Origin of the sequence: Paenibacillus sp. NPDC057967 (assembly GCF_042887015.1) — a bacterium.
Taxonomy (GTDB): Bacteria; Bacillota; Bacilli; order Paenibacillales; family Paenibacillaceae; genus Pristimantibacillus.
Window position 1 is genome coordinate 1 of record NZ_JBHVQB010000011.1, and the last position, 19297, is coordinate 19297.

15 protein-coding genes are annotated in these 19297 nt (G+C 40.3%); 3 read left to right on the top strand and 12 right to left on the bottom strand.

The window, feature by feature from the left end; all coding sequences use genetic code 11:
* Positions 1-234 precede the first annotated feature (234 nt).
* The 4 genes from ACFVSO_RS24680 to ACFVSO_RS24695 form a co-directional block, all read right to left on the bottom strand.
* A complete protein-coding gene (locus tag ACFVSO_RS24680) occupies positions 235-555 on the bottom strand; it encodes a hypothetical protein (RefSeq protein ID WP_387478927.1) in 321 nt (106 codons plus the stop codon).
* Between the two features lie 69 nt (positions 556-624).
* Positions 625-951 (bottom strand): hypothetical protein, encoded by a 327-nt coding sequence (locus ACFVSO_RS24685; protein ID WP_387478930.1) that lies wholly within the window; start codon positions 949-951, stop codon positions 625-627.
* 1633 nt (positions 952-2584) lie between these two features.
* Positions 2585-3190, bottom strand: a complete 606-nt coding sequence (locus tag ACFVSO_RS24690; protein WP_387478933.1) for a TniQ family protein — start codon at positions 3188-3190, stop codon at positions 2585-2587.
* A 70-nt stretch (positions 3191-3260) separates the two neighbouring features.
* Positions 3261-3590, bottom strand: coding sequence for a hypothetical protein (locus tag ACFVSO_RS24695; protein WP_387478936.1), 330 nt, complete (start codon positions 3588-3590; stop codon positions 3261-3263).
* Between the two features lie 191 nt (positions 3591-3781).
* Between ACFVSO_RS24695 and ACFVSO_RS24700 the strand changes: the two genes are divergently transcribed.
* A complete protein-coding gene (locus ACFVSO_RS24700) occupies positions 3782-4111 on the top strand; it encodes a helix-turn-helix domain-containing protein (RefSeq protein WP_387478939.1) in 330 nt (109 codons plus the stop codon).
* A 172-nt stretch (positions 4112-4283) separates the two neighbouring features.
* Here the strand turns inward: ACFVSO_RS24700 and ACFVSO_RS24705 are convergent, their stop codons facing one another.
* From ACFVSO_RS24705 to ACFVSO_RS24740, 8 genes are all read right to left on the bottom strand, one after another.
* Positions 4284-5819 (bottom strand): ATP-dependent DNA helicase, encoded by a 1536-nt coding sequence (locus ACFVSO_RS24705; RefSeq protein WP_387478942.1) that lies wholly within the window; start codon positions 5817-5819, stop codon positions 4284-4286.
* A gap of 53 nt (positions 5820-5872) precedes the next feature.
* Positions 5873-7189 (bottom strand): hypothetical protein, encoded by a 1317-nt coding sequence (locus ACFVSO_RS24710; RefSeq protein ID WP_387478945.1) that lies wholly within the window; start codon positions 7187-7189, stop codon positions 5873-5875.
* 783 nt (positions 7190-7972) lie between these two features.
* On the bottom strand, positions 7973-9481 hold the full coding sequence (locus ACFVSO_RS24715) for an MFS transporter (protein WP_387478948.1): 1509 nt from the start codon (positions 9479-9481) through the stop codon (positions 7973-7975).
* 75 nt (positions 9482-9556) lie between these two features.
* Positions 9557-10801 carry a multidrug effflux MFS transporter gene (locus ACFVSO_RS24720; protein WP_387478951.1) on the bottom strand — a complete coding sequence of 415 codons (1245 nt, stop codon included), beginning with the start codon at positions 10799-10801 and terminating at the stop codon, positions 9557-9559.
* A 106-nt stretch (positions 10802-10907) separates the two neighbouring features.
* Entirely contained in the window at positions 10908-13124 is a 2217-nt protein-coding gene (locus ACFVSO_RS24725) for an ABC transporter ATP-binding protein (RefSeq protein ID WP_387478954.1), read from the bottom strand.
* Between the two features lie 51 nt (positions 13125-13175).
* The gene (locus tag ACFVSO_RS24730; RefSeq protein ID WP_387478957.1) at positions 13176-13760 is read right to left on the bottom strand and encodes a DUF1854 domain-containing protein; all 585 of its coding nucleotides are present in this window, start codon (positions 13758-13760) and stop codon (positions 13176-13178) included.
* Positions 13757-16054 (bottom strand): ABC transporter ATP-binding protein, encoded by a 2298-nt coding sequence (locus ACFVSO_RS24735; protein ID WP_387478960.1) that lies wholly within the window; start codon positions 16052-16054, stop codon positions 13757-13759. The genes ACFVSO_RS24730 and ACFVSO_RS24735 overlap by 4 nt, the downstream gene beginning before the upstream one ends.
* 552 nt (positions 16055-16606) lie before the next feature.
* A complete protein-coding gene (locus tag ACFVSO_RS24740; protein WP_387478963.1) occupies positions 16607-17239 on the bottom strand; it encodes an NAD(P)-dependent oxidoreductase in 633 nt (210 codons plus the stop codon).
* 402 nt (positions 17240-17641) lie between these two features.
* On the opposite strand from ACFVSO_RS24740, the gene ACFVSO_RS24745 reads away from it, so the two are divergent.
* Both ACFVSO_RS24745 and ACFVSO_RS24750 read left to right on the top strand, forming a co-directional pair.
* Positions 17642-18214, top strand: a complete 573-nt coding sequence (locus ACFVSO_RS24745) for a TetR/AcrR family transcriptional regulator (RefSeq protein ID WP_387478966.1) — start codon at positions 17642-17644, stop codon at positions 18212-18214.
* 171 nt (positions 18215-18385) lie between these two features.
* The gene (locus ACFVSO_RS24750) at positions 18386-19294 is read left to right on the top strand and encodes an oxidoreductase (protein ID WP_387478969.1); all 909 of its coding nucleotides are present in this window, start codon (positions 18386-18388) and stop codon (positions 19292-19294) included.
* Positions 19295-19297: the final 3 nt, after the last annotated feature.

A 19297-nucleotide genomic window follows, 5' to 3' on the forward strand; every position in this document is an offset into this window, starting at 1 on the left:
CTGACGAATACTAATCGGTCGAGGGCTTATCCTAAACGCTTTCCGAAGGAAAGGCGGACATCGTAAGCATAGGCTTAGGGTGCGAGTCTGGAGATTGAGGAGCATGCTAAAGTACAATCAGCAATTACTTTCGTATCCAGTTTTCAGGGTGCAAAATCCATTTAAAAAACCACCATTAGGTGGTTTTTTATCGTGTAGATGTAATTTCTAATTATTTTTTAACGTTACATCATATTAAATAGGTTTGATTGTAACCGTAAAATTTTTCTTTTGAGTTAAGGGGGATTTCACCTCACAAATATAAAAAGTATTAGAGTCAACATAGGCTAACCTAGAGCCATTTCTAACCTCAGAAAATTTCAATTCATCATTTCCACCTTTGTCGATTGCTAAGCTGAACGTAAGATCATTGTTTATTACGCCGTCAACCGTCACTTCAATGTCCATGGATGAGCAGGAGCTGAACCATTTCGTTGAAAAATTTCCGCTTGTGCGGCTCCTTTGATCTGTTAATTTTGTAAAACTAGAAACTACGATTGCAATAGGTCTGCTCATTCTCGTTCCTCCTATACAAAATCAATCTTTAATAGAAAATCGACCTTCATTCATGGAATAGCTTTATTTCTAATTAGCCACATAAGGATTAATTGTAACCTTAAAATTTTTGTTTGGTGGACACTGTTGTACAATAATGTATAGTGAATTGCTCTCGATATACGATAATTGTGTATTGTTGCGTACATTATCAGCTCTTACAGGGTCGCTGCCGCTCTTATCTTCCGCGATTTTAAAGACGATCGTATCATCAATCTTACCGTCAACTGTAACTTCCACGAGCATTTGATGAGCACCTCCAAACCAAACAGTCGAGAAGTTGCCGCTGGAACGGCTGCCTTGGCCTGGTAGAGGCTTTGGATCCGATACAATGATTCCTATAGATCTATCTGCCATAAATAATCCTCCTTCTACTTGCGGTAATTACACTTCGAGTGTATTCATCGAAGGATTTTGTTATTACAGAAATTGGTTCGAATACGAAATCCTGAGATCTACTGTACATATGTAGCAAAGACAATTGTGACTGCAGATCCGAATGCTATTCGATACGACAACGAAACATATGATGATAAACCCAAAATGAATTGGCATATCGAGTAGTAAACTTAAATTTACTAATGTCCAATTTTGGGATGTCACAGAAGCAGAAGCGATACTTTAAAATGAGTTTAGAAGAAACCAACTAGTTAAGAATCCTCGTTAAAGAAACATGGCTAATTGATGAAAGTCCTGTATACATTTAGTTAGAATCTAAAATTTCAACGTAGGCTAGTAAGGTAAACTGGATAGTTTATCAATTTTAAAAGAGAGAAAAGAAAAAGAGAAAAGTGTAAGTAAAAAAAATAAAATACAAAAACAAAACACGGTATTGACATGGGTTGTGACACAATTCATAAAAGCATGGATATCGAATGAACCAGCTTTGTTACGAGGTTTCTCTTCATACTTGTTCACAAAACTCGTATTTTGTACATATGTATATAAATCGATTTAATGCCTATTACTACTGAAATTTCATTTATGTCGAATGTCAAGAATGCGTTCCTATAAATGACAAGAATGTGTTCCTATTGCCCTGAATCTCCATCTCCTCGATCGATAATGTAACTTTATTTGTTCTAAAGAATCGTATTAAAAACTGAACTTCCGTACATACCGTTCAACATAGCGCTTTAATTCTTTATTATTCTTTATTTTCATCACTTGGGTTGTCAAATACCATCATAGCCACACCTAACGGTGTGTACGATTTCATTTGAGTTATTTCTCTTCTGCGATTAGCCTTACGATTTGGACATTTAAGATTATTGTTTATCACTTTCTCAGGTTTAGCCATTGTGTAGAATTCTACAGGATGATTTGTTGTCGAGCTTATATTATATTTAAAAGCAAATTTCGAAAAGCAATTAGATTTCATTTTACTGATTTGTTCTCTGTTTGGTACAATTTCTTTTCTGGCTCCATTTTCTGCTATTTTTAACCACTCTATATAAAAAATTGAAAATTAATTGCGATGATTATTTTATTCAGCATCCAAATCAATTTATTAGCTTGTGCTGTACCATTTGAATTCTGTGTTCTGTATTCTTGAACTATGTATTTTATTTCATCGTTTATAATTTTTGTTACAGTCTCAATCTCATGTCTTCTATGTGGCAGTATTTTCTCTATCCTACTTTCATAATAGAACTTCTCCAGATTTAACAACGACTTCCTCCAGAAAACAAATGCATACGCGTAAGGGCATAACTCGCCGAAGTCTTTTTCATTTTCTTTCTTTAATTCAATTAATTGATCAATGCAACGGTGATGTCCCCGTAAGAATTTTTTCAGGATATAACTTTCGATGGATAAAAAAATTGATTTATTCTCATCAAATATTCTGTTGCTAAATTCATAATTACTCATATAGTTATTATGGATTAGGGGCCCTTTCCACTTTTTTGATTGCTGCACTGGCTTTACGGTTGTTAATAGGTCGAGATCACAATATTCAGGGATAAAAAGCCATCTTGTTCCATTATCATCAACCTTCTCTCCCTCCCCATACCATTGTATAACTGATGAAGAGTACTGTGATATTAGTATTCCATTTCAACCATCTAGTTTTATAAACATCAGACAAGCTATAACCACACTTACACATAAATGGATCACTTAATTTTTTATCACTAAACAAAAATGGAATACCTTCATTGCAACATGGACATTTATCCAATAATAGTGATCCATGATATGGACAACAAGTTACTAATATAAACTGGTGTAGCCAGGAATGAAAGCCTGAATCTAGACAAGTGGGACACCAACGTAAAGAAACATAAAACCATGTTCGATCTGGCTTTCTGTAATAGTGTAGTGGTTTGATAAGCACATTAATAATGGATTTATTGTGATCGTATAAATGGGTTCCAAGAAGAGAATTCAATTGTTCAGAATCAAATCCACTGAGTTGAAATAGCTCCCTTCTTTTATCACCAATCATTGTATTCTTTATCTTTTTGACTTCATTTGAACCAAGCATCTTCAGCATGTCTCTTCGTTCTACACAGCTGACATATGCAAACTTTTCTAGAATAGACCAAAGGCTTTCATCAGGCTTAATCCATTCCTTCCTCCAAACCACGTTCATGTTAATTGGCCCCCTATTTGACTACTGATTCAAATGCTCATTACCATACAATACTTAACCATAACGCCCCTTACGCAAGTGCCATAAATATCTCAGACTCAATATATCCAGAATGAGTGATTGCTTCTTTCCACTGATTTGGCGTAGGCCAATCCACATTTTTACCACTAGCCCCGAAAACTTTTAAAGCGTATTCAATGGAAAAAATAAAATACTCCATTGGAATTTCTAAATTTTTTGACAATCCGTGCTCTTTTCTAATATCTTTAAAAATGCCTAGAATATCTTTGGCACTATGTTCTAATCTCCTCCCCTGTTCAAAACTCTCGGGATAGTAATACCTTGTGTAACTCCACCCGCTATCTTCCGGATATTCAGTTGTTTGATGAAAGCACTTCAAACAATGTCTAACCTCGTCCAGTGTCCTGATGCCAAAAAAATGATGCTCATGGGTCATAAAACGTCCGATTATCTGAGCTTTTCTTTGTTCTAAAAAAAACGTCTGACAGGTATGATTTATAAATAATTATACCTGTACGTTTATGTAATGCTCGCTCTACCTTGTTTACACTTAAATAAAGAGGTGTAGCTATGGAGAGAGTAATCCTTCAAGAAGTTGGTCTCAGACTAAGGTATATTAGAAAGAGTTCCGGTTTAACTCAAGATCAATTGGCTGAGAAAGCAGGTGTACATTCTACGTATATCGGGTCGATTGAACGTGCAGAAAAGAACATCACACTACTCAACCTACAGAAAATCGCTCAAGCTTTAAATGTTGAAGTGGCTGATCTTTTTACATACTCCAAACGAAAGCTCAATGATGACAAAGAGAAATCCATAGATCACATTTTCTTAAAGATCCAGACCATGAAAAGCAGCGACTTAAGAAAAGTGGAATTATTTATTAATGAATTTTTCTAATGAACAACAAAGGAAAGACAGGAGTACCGTACTCCTGTCTTTCCTTTGTTAAAAACATATTTCTAGATATAGCTATTGATGTAATCGTCAGCCCTATAATTCCTTATTTCCTTTATAGCGCTGTTTCTAATCTAACATTGGATCGTGGTATATTATTCTTTACAAAACTTTGCTACTCATCTAATGACTCTGTACGATTTTGAATGGGCAACGAACGGAAAACTAGATCTTTATACGACTTATTAGATGCCGTACTTAATCTAGAATCGAGTATACTGAGTACTCCTTTATCGTTTTCCATTCGAATTAACCTCCCTACTCCTTGTCGTAATTTTATTAACATTTCGGGAAGCAATACTTCTTTATGTGGATTTACAGAAAGTGACGCTTTATAATCAATAATTGGATCAGGGACAGGAAACGGTAATCGAACGATTATCACCTGGGATAAGTCATCACCTTTAATATCTACTCCTTCCCAAAATACTCCCGTACCAAGAAGCACGCCGTGATTTCTTCTGAAACGTTGTAAGACAGTGCTTTGTGATGATCCGTCCTGTTGCGTATATAATGGGAAAGCAAGAGATCTTGCACTCATGATTTGGTGTACCCTATTAAGATCATCTTTCGCTGTAAACAACACTATGCTCCTACCATCTGTCATATTTGACAACATTAAAATACGATCTGCTACTAGTTGATAGTATTCATCACCTTTTTGATGTGAAGGTTCTGGAATATCATTTGCAACGTATAACCGACTGTTGTGATTGTAATCATAATCCGCATATTTAGGTTCAGTGACTATCCCCGGAAATCCTAAAGATTTGACGATATACTGATACTGATCTTTAATCTTTTCTGCAGGTTGACACAGCGTTGCAGAGGTTAAAACAACTGGTTCTGAGGTTTTAAATAAAATTTCTTTTAGGAGATTCTGAATTTCTTTTGGGCAACTGTATAATTCCACTACATCATTTTCACATGTAGTCCATAGTAAAATCGGTGAAACAATCCCCTTCTCGATATCCTTCATGAGCTTCCACATTTGATCTAATTGCTCAGCAAGTTCATCAATGGTTCTCGATTTAAAACCATTGTGGCGAGCTTGGAGTGAAGTCAAAGCAACGCTAAATTTATTAATTATCTTTTTCCATTGCTGATAATCAATCTCTAGAGGAAAATCAATCGCAAATCGCTCTGATTGCATAAAGGATGGATCTATTTTTTTATCCTTGATTTGTTTGAATAACACTTTAAAAAGAGCTTCGATCTGAAGTTCAAATGCAGCCAAATACTTACGATTTTCATTATAAGTAGGAGTTGTACTAAACTGATTATCTAGATTCTTAGCGAGGCGCCTTAATGACTTCAAACTCCATACATTTGTAAGTGCGTTTCGTACTTTTGATTCCAAGTTATGTGCTTCATCAATGATGATTAGGGGAGCTCTTGTGGTTAGTAATGGAGGTAGTTCTTTTTGTTTTCGAATTAAATCTGCTACTAACAAATCTTGATTAATAATAATCACATCTTGACTTCCAATATCTGATATTTGAGTTCTCATATTATAGAAATGACACTCTCTCCTGTGATAGCACTTCTCAAATGAGCAGTTATCGACATTTACTGTAGACCATTCTCGATCGTTAATGTCAAAATCAGCTTTTCCACGATCTCCAAATTTATTATGCAAAACCCAATTCAATAACTTTTTTAATCTTGGGCTTTGTTTAGTTCAGAGGGCTCTCTTTTTAAAACCTAATTATTTTTAACCTTTAGGACATTAGTGATATCCCAATAACTAGAAACTCTCCCATCCTGCAAAGAAATAATAGAAGGTCCATATCCTAATGAAGTTCCGTTATATGAATCTGGCGTACCCATAACTGAAATTACTTCCTCAAGAGTTGAACCAATAGTAAATGACTCAGCTCCATGTACTTTTTCTCCTAAAAAAACATTTAGTGGGCTATCCCCTATCTCAGACCATCTCGATACTGCACCTTTATGATCAAAGGAAATTGATGAGTAATCATATTCAAAAGAATAATAACTGGCGGAACTTGGTGTGCCCATAGAATCGACAACTTCTCTCTTTGAAGAACCTACCGTAAAAGGTTTCGCATCTGTTTTTTTATCGCCAATAAATACTTTAAGCTGACGGTCTAATTGAGACCAACCAGTCACTTTATCATTCTGAAAGTATATTTGAGAAAACCCATATGAAAAGCTCCAATCAGACTTCGAATCAGGTTCTCCCATAATTAAGGCCACTTCATTTTTTGATGAGTTAAAAGAGATATAACCTTGTTTAACCTCAAACTCATTCATTTCTTCTTCATATAGTTGTTCTTTTTTTCTAAACATAATTGAATCAATATCTTTTGTTGATTGGGATGAAGTAACCTTATTATCAGAAACAGCATCATATCCGCTAACACCAGGGTTCCCATAACCCACTTCTCCTGAGCTATCTTCTAATTGAATAGCGTCAGAGACCTCTTTAGCAGACGCATTGCCTCCGGATTTACCGCTTAAACCAAACGTATTACTTCCTGTGGGGATAGAATTATGAGCGGGATTGATTATGCTCAAACTAATGAAAAGGATTAAGAAAACCCACCAGAATCGAAAAATCATGATAAGACAAAATCCGAGAGCGTTAATAACCAGTTCAAGAACTTCTATAGTTTTAGGTCTGACCGGCAGCTCTTTATCAATAAAGTGTCTTCTTTTTTTATAATCAACATGAGTATAATCGTAATACAAATCATACTCAGCTTTTCTTTTAACGTTTAAAGGGTACTTTACTGCACCTACTTTAAACATCAGATTATTAAATTCAGTAGAAACTTCGTTATCGTCTTTTAGTCTTAGTGGCGTAGGCTCATCTAACCGAAGAAAATGGTTTATGGAAGTATTACGCGCAATTGCATAGAAGACAGCCTCTTTGAGGTACCTTGGGCTATTTCTTTTTATCAAGTTTTCATCAATAATCCGTTGGTTTTGTTTAATTTCCTCTTTCATTGCATTTCTCATATCTGAGCCGGCAAGTTCTCTTAATCTTTCATCCATTTGGCACTCTCCTGATTAATACAATCCATTCATAGTTAATAATTCAATTTATATAATGTATTCCCTCTATTTCTACGAGAAACTACACAACATAAAAAGATCATCTCTTTTCATTGAGATGATCTAATAAAGAACAATAAATGGCCAACGTACTTTTTGAACCTGGGGTGTATTTCCTCTCGGCTCTTTATTACATTACCACAGTTTTTATTACTTAGAAAAGGTTTGTTCAACACTGTCCATTTCATTATACCCTGCAACACATTGCTTCTTTCAACGTCTTGGTGCAAGCAGACTAATAGTTTGTTGAAACTTGTCCCAGTAAGGAGAAACAGAAGCTCTTCCCCCACCATTCTAGAGAAAACCAGTGGGAATTAGCTAGCAAAAAGTATAAAAAGTCTATAAATAGAGTTTTGACCAACACATAAAATGTCACACTGGTAATGCTTCTTTTAGCTAGACTCTTTTAATAAATAGTCCAATTAGCAGTCTGGCTACGGCAACAGCCAATGCGAAAAAAATACGTCTTGAATCCTAGCGGAAAGAGCTAATAAAGCCTGCGTTCCATGCAAAACGTCAGAAGGTGATGTGTCGTTCAGGAACCTTGCTTCTCCAGCTTTCATGACACTTACAGCTATTGCTGTGGCAGTAGCACCAGCGACCTGCACCAATGTATTCATAATAGCTGTACCGTCAGTGAACATGGCAGGAGGAAGCTGATTCATCCCATTGGTTTGAGCTGGATTACGGGCGATTGTAAGAATATCCGCTTTGATAACGCTGTTATCTTATATTTCTGAGTTTCCATAAAACAAAAATGATTAAGGCCGCGAAACCGACAGTAACGAGCCCATATACAGATTGAAGTGCAACGGTAGAGGAAAAACGTACCGCTTGTAGCATTTCGGGTAACCCATCTGATACTGCAAGAGCTGTTCCTACGCTTTCCATAGCCGAACTTGCTATTTCTGGCTGCATTCCAGTCGGCATTACATCTGTCAAATTCCATCGATATATGAGCATTCCGACGCTTCCAATAATGGCAATACTCAATACAGAACCGAGTCCACTGCTAACATCACTCAACGCTGAAGCCGTACCCGCACGTTCTTGAGGTACACTGGATATTATTTGATCGCTGGCAATGGTAATGGTCGGTCCAACGCCAATCCCCATCAACGATGCCCCTATCATCAAGAGAACGATATCAGCCGTATGCACCGTCAAGGCAAGTAAGAGTGTACCCAGTCCTGCAATTAGCAGATTGGATACCATGGCGTAGGTTGGACGCATCCACCTTGTAAGCAGAGGAGACACTAAAGTACCCGCAATTGAAAAGATGGCTGGAATAATCAGCAAGAGCCCCGCCTCTGTAGGAGATAGCCCAATTACTTGTAGATGTTGGGCAAAGAGCATGGATTCACCTACAATTAGCAATGATAAAAATACTCGTGCTATTAATGAATACGTTAATACTCGAGTTTTAAACATAGACAAATCCAGCAATGGTTCTTTAGTGCGAGTCTGTCGATTTATGAATAGAAACCCAACGGCTATACTGAAAGCAATTAGACCAAAGTAAAGTATGTTTAAACCATGGCTAGCCATTTCTTGCAAAGCATAAATAAAGGTGATTAATGCCAGTGACGACAACAGTACACTAACTAAATCCATGCGTGGAGAATTCTTATCGCTGTACTCAGGAAGAAGAGGTGCAGTGACTAACAATACAAGGACAGCAGGAACATTGACAAGGAATACAGCTCCCCACCAAAAATGATCCAAGAGTATGCCTCCTATTGGAGGACCAAGGGCCATACCAGCAGAGTATGAACTCATAATAATAGCAATAGCCACTGAAAATTGCTTCTGGTCAAAAAACATGTTTCGCAATAGCGACATCGTAGATGGCATGACAGTTGCAGAAGCTACACCTAGAAGTGCGCGTGAAGCAATTAACATCCAGGATTCAGTGGAAAATGCAGCAACAACGGAGGCTAATCCGTATACCGTTACCCCGATAATAAGCAAGCGTTTCCTACCAATACGATCCCCCAAACGTCCCATCGTCAAGAAAAATCCTACCGCCAACAATTCACCTATGTGAATAATCCAGAGCATTTGTGTAGCGCTCGGTGCTAAGTCGGCTGCAATGGATGGCATGGCAAGAAACAGTATGGTCATATCTGTTGCCAGCATAAAAAGTGCTAACGTCAAAGGTACCAAGCCCAACCATTCACGCCATGTAGCCTTAGGCATGTCTTTAACAACTTGAGAATTTTCGTTTGTCATCTGTTAACCCCTTAGTCTTCATATTTATTGATACTTGTTGCCAAGTGCCTCATTAGTCCCGATGACACAGATACATTATTTATTCTCAAATGACGTTGTTTTCATTGCTCTAGACGTCTTTCGAATAAGCAACATATAGCTCGTAATCGCCGCGACAACCAAACCCGTGATGACGATAGCAATAGGGGCTGCTGTCTCTTTACCACCTAAGCCTGTTAGGGGGGCAGCGATTCCTCCAAGTACGAATGACATACTAAGCAGCAACGCCGATGCGCTTCCTGCAGCACGGCCCTGATCCTGAAGAGCGAGTGATGTGGACGTACTCATTACAAGTCCCACACTGGAAACAATGAAAAAGAAACCGGCTAGAACAACGGGTAAAGCGGCCAAAAAGGTAACTGAAGCGATTAATAAGAGAGCCCCTGTCATGGCAGTCATGAGCCCTGCCATCAGCAGCTTGCGTGGAGCAACTTTCCCCGCGAGTCGACTAGCAATTTGCGTAGTCAGGATGACACCAATTCCGTTCGAAGCGAAAACAAGACTGTATTCGCGTGGAGTCATACCGTACAATTCCTGCAAGACAAAAGATGACCCCGAAATATAAGCAAACATGGCTGCCATAATGAATCCCTGTGTGAAGGCATATCCCATAAAACCGGGATTAACAAGCAACCCTCGGTAGGTAATGAGCGTATGAGCAAGTCCACCTTCTGAACGCCGCTCTACAGGTAGCGTTTCTTTAAGACCAAAGAATACAGCAGTAAACAAGGCCACCCCTAAAATAGCTAACACGACAAATACACCTCGCCAAGAGGTAAGGGTTACAATCTCCCCTCCAGCTATTGGTGCAATAATGGGAGCTGTCCCATTTACAAGCATCAGCAAGGCTAAAAACTTGGTTAATTCAGGCCCCGAATAGAGATCTCGAACGCTCGCGAACGCAATAACGATACCCGCAGATCCAACAACACCCTGGATAAATCGAAGTACAATAAAAAAGGTAATATTGGGCGCAACGACACACAACAAAGAAATGATGGCATATGCGCTCATTCCGACTAGTAAAGGAGCACGGCGCCCTTGCCAATCGCTAATCGGACCCAGGATCAATTGCCCAAGAGCAATGCCGATAAGTGTTGCTGTTAAACTGAGCTGCGCTAGTGAAGCTGACGCCTCCAAATCTAACGAGATGGCTGGCAGTGCTGGCAAATACATATCAATACTCAAAGGTCCAATCCCGGCAAGTGTGCCTAAAATAATGGCAATAAGAAGTCGTTTTGACTTTGATTTAGGATCTGAAGTTGTGCTTGTTGTTAACATAAATATCAATCCCTTTCATAAACCTTCATAAACGATTCGGAGGAACTACGCATATCACCAGCAAATACTGAAATCGAATAAGATCGCAAATGATCTGCAGTTGACCTTAACCGGTCAGCTCTTCACTTTGATTTTTCTTTGACATCTTCCTTTGAGCCGTAATCAGCTTATAGTAAATGCCCTTCTTCTCCATCAACTCGGCATGAGAACCCATTTCGGCAACACTGCCCTTCTCCAGTACGATAAGCCGGTCAACATGGCGAAGCGTCGACAGCCTGTGGGCAATGGCAATGGTCGTTCGTCCTCGCATAACCCGTTGAAGTGCCTCCTGGATGAGGCCCTCTGTCTCAATGTCGAGCGCAGAGGTCGCTTCGTCTAGAATAAGCAGCGGGGGATCATTCAGAATTGCCCTTGCAATCGCCAGACGCTGGCGCTCACCACCGGATATATTGTTCCCGTTTTCTTGAAGCAACGTATCGTAGCCATCCGGCAGATTCATGACAAAGGAATGAGCATTGGCGATTCTCGCAGCCCGGATGACTTCTTCATGTGTCGCATCCGGTTTGGAGTACCGGATATTATCCAGTATGGTCCCTGTGAACAAGAAGGTCTCCTGGAGCACAACACCGATCTGGGAACGTAAATCATCTTGTTGGACGTTACGGATGTCTATACCGTCCATTGTAATTCCCCCCTCATTCACATCATAAAAACGTGAGACGAGATTAATCAGAGTCGACTTTCCAGAACCTGAGTGACCCACCAAACCGATCATTTCCCCCTCATGAATATCAAAGGATACATCCTTCAGCACCGGCTCGTGGGACTTATAGCCAAAGTAAATATGACGGAATGAAATGGTCCCACGAATCTTATGCTTTACCGTCTTTTTAGCCTCCAGCACCTCCGGCTGTTCATCAATGACCGAAAATACACGGTCAATCGAAATCAAACCATTAGCTACCCATCTTGGCATAAACATCATCCAAGAAATCGGACCAAACACCATGGTCGCATACATGCTAAACTTGACCAATTCCCCTATATTCATCTGATTGTCCAGAATCATATTGCAACCAAGCAGCAGCACAACATATTGACCGAGCTGGATCAAATAGTTGGTGATTGGAGCGATCATGTTGAACAGGGTTTCACTCTTTATGGTAGCGGTGGCAAATTCACGATGAAGCGTGCGAAATTTCTTAATCTCTCGCTCTTCCTTGCCGAACGCCTTGACGACCCGGATGCCGCTCAGTACATCATGCATGAATGAGGTCCCCCGGTCATAGATGGCCCACTGCTTTTCATATAACTTCCACAACACATGCTTCCACAAATACATGTTGATGTAGGCTACAATAGGGGCAGGCAGCAGCACCACACATGCTAAGCGCCAGTCAGCACTAAAGAGCAAGGCACTAGCAGCAACCAGCAAAATCAGTTGATAGATTGCTGTTGTGCATAGCTCCTGAATCAGTTGCCGGATACGGTCTGTATCCGCAGTGACCCTGTTCATGACATCCCCCGCCCGTTGGGAGGACATGAAGCCCAGAGACAGGTTTTGGATTCTCTCATACACCATTCTGCGAAGATCGGCGACAATATTGGAGCTGGCATTAGCCATCACACGTGCCCGGACAATGGACAGCAATTCTCCAATGACAAGTCCGCCAATCATGGCGGCAAGTGCCAGATAAAACAGTCGCATGCTTGGACTGTGCCCATCAGGTGGTCGCAAGACACCGTTAATGAGAACTTCCTGAAAATAAGGTCCTGTCAGTGCGATCGCAGAAGCTGCAATCATGACAACTAGACCGATTGCAAGCGACCTCCAATGAAACTTCGAGACATGAAACAACTTTTTGAAAGCCGCGGACTTACTCGTGCATCTTGGACATACGCGGGTTCCTTCCACTAGTCCCCCACCGCACTTCACACAGGTGACTTCCTCTTCATGATTAAAAATTCGGATTTGACGGGATGCAGATTTATTATTCAGCACCTGTGCCATATAGGCAAAGCGGGCGGCATGCTCCATCGTCGATCGAACGAGGACACGCTTTCCCTGTTCATCTTCAGTCTCAAGCACCACATTACCGATGAGCGGAATCACCTTGTATGCCCATGAGTCCGTTATGACACCGACTTCCTTTGCTTGTCCATGCTCAATGTAAGCCCACTTCTTCTCCCCAATGACCAGAAAGCCTGCTGTACGATAGCCAAGCAGCGACAGGTTAGCTGGGACACAATATTCAATTTCTGCTCCGACAGCTTTCGTTGCAGCAATTCTATCTTGCTCTGTAAGCGAATAATTGATATTCATCGGCTCTCACCATCTCTTTCTTGACCGTTCTGTATGCAGGTGATGGCCTAACTATCCATACATGCACATTTCTACCATCCGAAACTCTTTATCCGTCAACTTGCTTATATCCGGAATGACGAACCGATTGCCGTCAACATCCGTTACAAGCAGGCGATCAGGGGTGACCAGTTTGGCATGGCTTCCACCGCCTCTTACCGTGAACCGACATAAACCAGCGGAAGTCTCCGCTTCCCAATAGGAGTAGCCAAACTCCTCTTTCACGGAAATCACCTTGCGAATTTCCGGAGTAAAATAACGAATGTGCAACTGTTCCTTCAGTAGTTGCTGCGTGTCTTCTGAAAAATCATCCAGACTGCGGATCATACCAATTTCCCAATTTTCCAAGGTCCGGACAGACAAAAACATGTGTTTATTCGTATGCGGGAAGGAACTATGTACATAGACGGCCGAATGCGTCTCTTCCCCGATTGTTACCGCCAACATTTGACCTTCCGTTTTATGAAAGGCTGTATTATCCTTCGTTAGATAGAAAACGTCTGCAGCATCGGATAGTGAACCCGCTCTCTCTTCTTCCTTCAGCCGCTCTGCCGTCTGGGCTGAAGTCGCCTTCTTTCGAGTCTCAGATGCACTCATACTGAAATCACCTCACTCATCTTCAACGCTTCATCATGCTTTTTCACCAATTTATAATAAGCACCTTCAGTACCCATCAACGTGTCATGTGTTCCTTCTTCCACTACCTTGCCTTGATCCATCACGACCAAGTAATCAGCTTTACGAAGTGTAGAGAGGCGGTGTGCGATGGCAATTGTTGTTCTTCCTCGAATCAACTTATCTAATGCCTCCTGAATTTGCAGCTCAGTCTCCGTATCCAAAGAAGCAGTCGCCTCATCCAGAATCAGTATTTGCGGGTTATGCAGAATCGCTCGTGCGATAGACAAGCGCTGTTTTTCACCACCCGATAAATTGTAGCCCCCCGTTCCCACGAGCGTATCGTATCCATCGGGAAGCTTCTCGATAAAATCATGGGCATTTGCGACTTTAGCAGCATGAATAATATCCATGACGGTGCAATCCGGATTGGCGTACGCAATGTTTTCGGCAATACTACCTGAGAACACATATACATCCTGAGATACAATGCCAATATTGGACCGTAACGACTCGTCAGCTAAATCTTTCACGTTCACACCGTCGATGGTAATCGCCCCTTCGTTCACATCGTACAGCCGAGAAATGAGATTAACGAGTGTTGATTTGCCGGCCCCGGAATGTCCGACAACGCCCAGCATTTGTTTGGCCTTCACTTGCAACGTAACATTTTTCAGGATGGACTTATTAGGCTCATAGCCAAATACAACATTTGTTACTTGTATATCGCCTTTCATGTGCGGAATCCGGATCGCGTTCTCTTTTTCCTTCACATCCGGGTTGGCATCTTGAATTTCAAACAACCGCTGCGAAGCTGTTACACATCGCGACCACCAACCTACGATATTGTTCATAAACTCGATGGGACCATATAACATATACATATAGTGGACAAAGGTCAGCATAAGCCCGAATGAAATTTCACCTTTCAGCACCATCCAGCCCCCAAATGCCCAGATAAACATGCCGCCCATTTGGGTTAAAACATTAAGCATGGGAAAGATTGTGCCGCTCAAACGATTGTAATGTTGCTCTGCGCTGGAGAAATGCACGTTTGTTCGTTGGAAACGTTCCATCTCCCGGTGCTCCATGCCAAAAGCCTTTATGACTCGGACTCCTTTAATCGAGTCGCTTATGATGGAGTTCATCGCAGACATACGGCGGTGTGTTCGCGATGATAGACGTAACAGCTTAGGGTATACCTTTTGTATGAGATAAAAAACGATCGGAAGCGGTAAAAAGCAAATTAATGTAAGTTTCCAATCCAGTACCAACAGAATGATAGTAATGCCGATGATATTCATCGCATTCACGATGAAGTAAGAAAAGACATCAATTAAAAAAATTTGTAGCTCAGCTGAATCGTAATTCATCCGAGTCATCAGCTGTCCCGTCTGCTTCCGCTGAAAAAAGTTCAGTGATAAGCGCTGCATCGCAGTAAAGATAACGGATTTCAGATCGAATACAAGGTTGGCAACCATTTTTACATTGAGAGTGCTGAATAGGACACCTGATAATAGGGATAAGGTTCGAAAAATAATAACAAGCAAGATGACCAGGCCGATCTGACCGGCAAAATAACCTTCTCCTTTAAGGGCCTGATCAAATAGAGCTGTACCTGTCAAATAAGGAATGACCAGTCCAGTCGCGGAGTTGAGTAACATGAAAAAAATAATGAGCAAGGCGGAGAATTTGTAAGGCTTCACAAACGATAGCAGTCGGAGAACCAATGCGCCTTTCTTCATGCATTTCGGACAAATCTCCCTGCCTTCTTCCGGGTACATTCTCCCGCACGTTGGACAAGAGCTATTGACAGTCTCATCTTCGAGCAGCTCGCTATCTAGCTCCTCTTCGTGTTTCAGTTTCTCGAAGATGACGGTAAACCTGGACGCCTTACTAATAAGTCCATTCGTAAATGTCGCAATAATACGCTCCTGAGGAGCCTTCATCACCAGCATGCCTGATGCGACGAGATTAACCATGAAAATAGATTCGATATCTTTGATATCAAATGTCTGAACCGACCATTCCCCTTCCTCCTGCGAAGAATTATTTGGGACCAGCTGCGGGTATCCCCTATAGGTTTTTTCATGTTCAGGTTCTTTGATACTTTTGGCAATCAGCAGTTTGTGCCTAGACAAGGCCATGTATGTATCGAGAAAATACCCCTCTGTCGTACGATCGCATATCATCTCGAACAGGATATCCTTCTCTGACCATCCCTCCTGCTGCAGCATGGTTAATTTTTCTTTAGAACGAATAGTCATCAACTCCATAGCCAGTTTCCATATACAAACTTTTGTGATTCACAAACTCATTTTGGATTGCTTCAATATCTTAAATTCTGTCTTTTTATTTTGTCAACATTTTTATATAGAAAGTATAATAAATAAAGTGACCTGTCCTTGCATAGAGATTCTTCATAGTCCACCTTCAAAACAACCCCTATGTGAAGTCTCTCCCTTAGAGAGAAGCATGCATCCCCTCCTCTGAAAAGGCTTAAGGAGCGGAAAACTATCGCATTTCTCCCGTTGCTTAGATTCTGAACGCCACCCTACATCGTCAACAATGATATTGACACTAAAATAAATGTATATTAAAGTATTGTACACATTGTATACGATTAAATTTAATAAATTGCAAAATAAAAAAGTCCACTGTTTACTGAGCACTTTACATAGAACATGAACATCCGTTTAGGTCAGGTTTTACAAAATTTATACAGACAGAACCAAAGGTGCAGTTTGATTGCATTCAGCACCTTTGGAGCTTTGGGTATTCCCTAAAACGATGCGTTATTTTGCTTTTATGAGGCCATTTTCAAGTGCTTAATTATGAAGATAGGTCGACTGGTTAAGATAACGTGAGTGCTCAACCTCATCAAGCATAAAAGTCGCGACATCGGAACGGGATATTTGAGCTAGCATAGAAGGTTGAAATGAACCATGCTTAAATTCTCCTTTTTTTGGTCCATCCGTGAGCTTGGGCGGCTGTACAATCGTCCAAATCAACCCGCTTTGCCGCACGACTTCATCTTGCTTTTCTTTGTCTGTAAATTCTCGATACATGAGGAGTGATATCGTTTTAACGACTATTCTCATTACACAACCCAGTTGCCTTCTACTGGCCGGACTGGTACCGAAGCCAGTTAATACAATAATTCTCTTGACCTGATGTTTTTTCATTCCATTTACGATGTTCAACGTCGCCTTGGCACAAATATCTGCGGGACTGCTTGAATTGGCACCGAGCGCTACAATCACTGCATCTTGCCCCTGAATAGCTAATTCTACCTCATGCGTATTAAAGACACTGCCTTCCAAAATGGTTAAATGATCATGATGAATCGTTATCCGTTTTGAATCACGTACAAAAGCAGTAACTGAATATCCTCTTTCTATTGCTTGTTCAATTAACCTTAGCCCTGTGCTTCCACTTGCACCAAAAATGGCAATTTTCATGTTCAACTCACCCGCATTCCTTATTTATGTCTCAAAGATCGACATTTTTGAAAGCATCGCTGTCTCACGGTCATATAATAAATGATTGTTCATTTATCGTCAACTTCCTTTGTATACCTATGCAGTTACATCTAAAAACTGTCCGAAGCTGCTTGTCTAACTATTAAAATGCCTGGCTATACCTTTAATTTGCAGCTGAAACATGACACTCCAAATTATCTGAAATTCATCCCGATCCCTAGTTAAAACAATCATTTTTTCCTTTCATTTCTACCTGCAGTAATTATTAGAAGTCCTTTAATCAGCACGACTTTTTCAGTACCTTTACAGTCATAATGTGATCCTTTGCTTGGATACTTTTGGTTTGTTGACTTTAAATAAACGATCATTTATTATTTGCGTATGAGGCCTAGAGATGATAACAAAGTAGAAGCCATTTTCGATGCGACTATAGAGCTCGTCAATGGTATGGGTTTTGCCGAAACATCGATATCTAAAATAGCTAAAAGAGCAAACGTATCTTCTGCAACCATTTATATTTACCATGAAAACAAGGAGGATTTACTTTACAAAACCTATTTAAAGATTAAAGGAAAAATGAGTGAAAAAATGTTTCAGGGAATAGAAGATTCCCAAAGCGTTAAGGAACACTTTGATGCTATACTCCGCAACTACGTTGATTTTATCCAAACGAATAAGGAATATTTTTTATTCTTAGAGCAAATAATGAATTCACCCTTACCTCAGAAATGGTGCATGGAGGATACAGCGAGCCAGTTCATGCCTGTTTTCAATATGTTTGAAAACGGGAAAAAACAAGGGTTGTTTAAACAAGAAAATGTAGATCTTTTAATTGCACACTCCATCTTACCCTTAGCAGAGTTGGCTAAAGGTCATTTAAAAAAAGGAACGATAATTGAAAAAAATCAATTGGATGCTTCAATCAAGATGAGTTGGGATGCTATCAAAGTCTAGACCCATTGTGCAAACAACACATAGCGATGATACACGCTTATCTCGCTTTGTTTTTTACCTTTTAATAAATGAACGTTCTTTTATTAATGGAATATCCTAGAGAGCCTGTAGGCAGAAAGCCGTCAGTTAATCAATAAAACACACATTTTACTCTTACAATGGGGGGATTTTATGATAGCGCAATGGACGCCAGATCAAATTCCAAACCTACAGGGAAAGACCGCAATTGTAACTGGAGGTAATAGTGGAGTCGGTTATTATACAACACTTGAACTAGCGAAGCATGGAGCTAATGTCATTATTGGAAGTCGAGATATCAAACGTGGAGAAGATGCCATTTTCAAGATGAAACAAACTGCACCTCACATTCAGGTATCGGTACATCAATTAAACTTAGCTGAGCTGCAATCCGTTAGACATTTTGCCAATATCATGACAAAAAATTTATCTGGGATTGATATTCTGATCAATAATGCGGGAATCATGTCTGTACCAACACGTGAATTAACAGTTGATGGTTTTGAGATGCACCTTGGAACCAATCATCTGGGGCACTTTGCATTAACGGGTCTGTTATTACCATTAATCCAAACTATAAATGGTCGAATAGTTACGGTTAGTGCACTCTCCTCACAAATGGGGAATATTGATTTCTCCGACTTGAACATGGATAAAAAATATAGACCTATAGCTGGATATAATCGTTCTAAGCTTGCCAACATTTTATTTGCACGCGAATTAAATCGTCGAGTAAAACACAAAAATGTAACTTCTATCGCCGTACATCCTGGGACGAGCCCTACTCGGATCAGTAGAAATACGCCCTCGGGATTGAAAGGATCCGCCCAGCTATTAATGAAGTTGTTGGGAACTACGCCTGATGTATCGGCTTGGCCGTCACTCATTGCTGCCACAGATGACAAAGTGACCGGCGAAAACTACATTGGATTACGAATGAACCCATTCAAAGATAAAACCCCTGTGCTAGTGGACTTTCCTAAGAAATCTTTAGACTTACAACTTGCGGAAAAGCTTTGGTCTGTTTCTGAAAAGTTAACAGATGTTCATTATCAATTTTAAGGT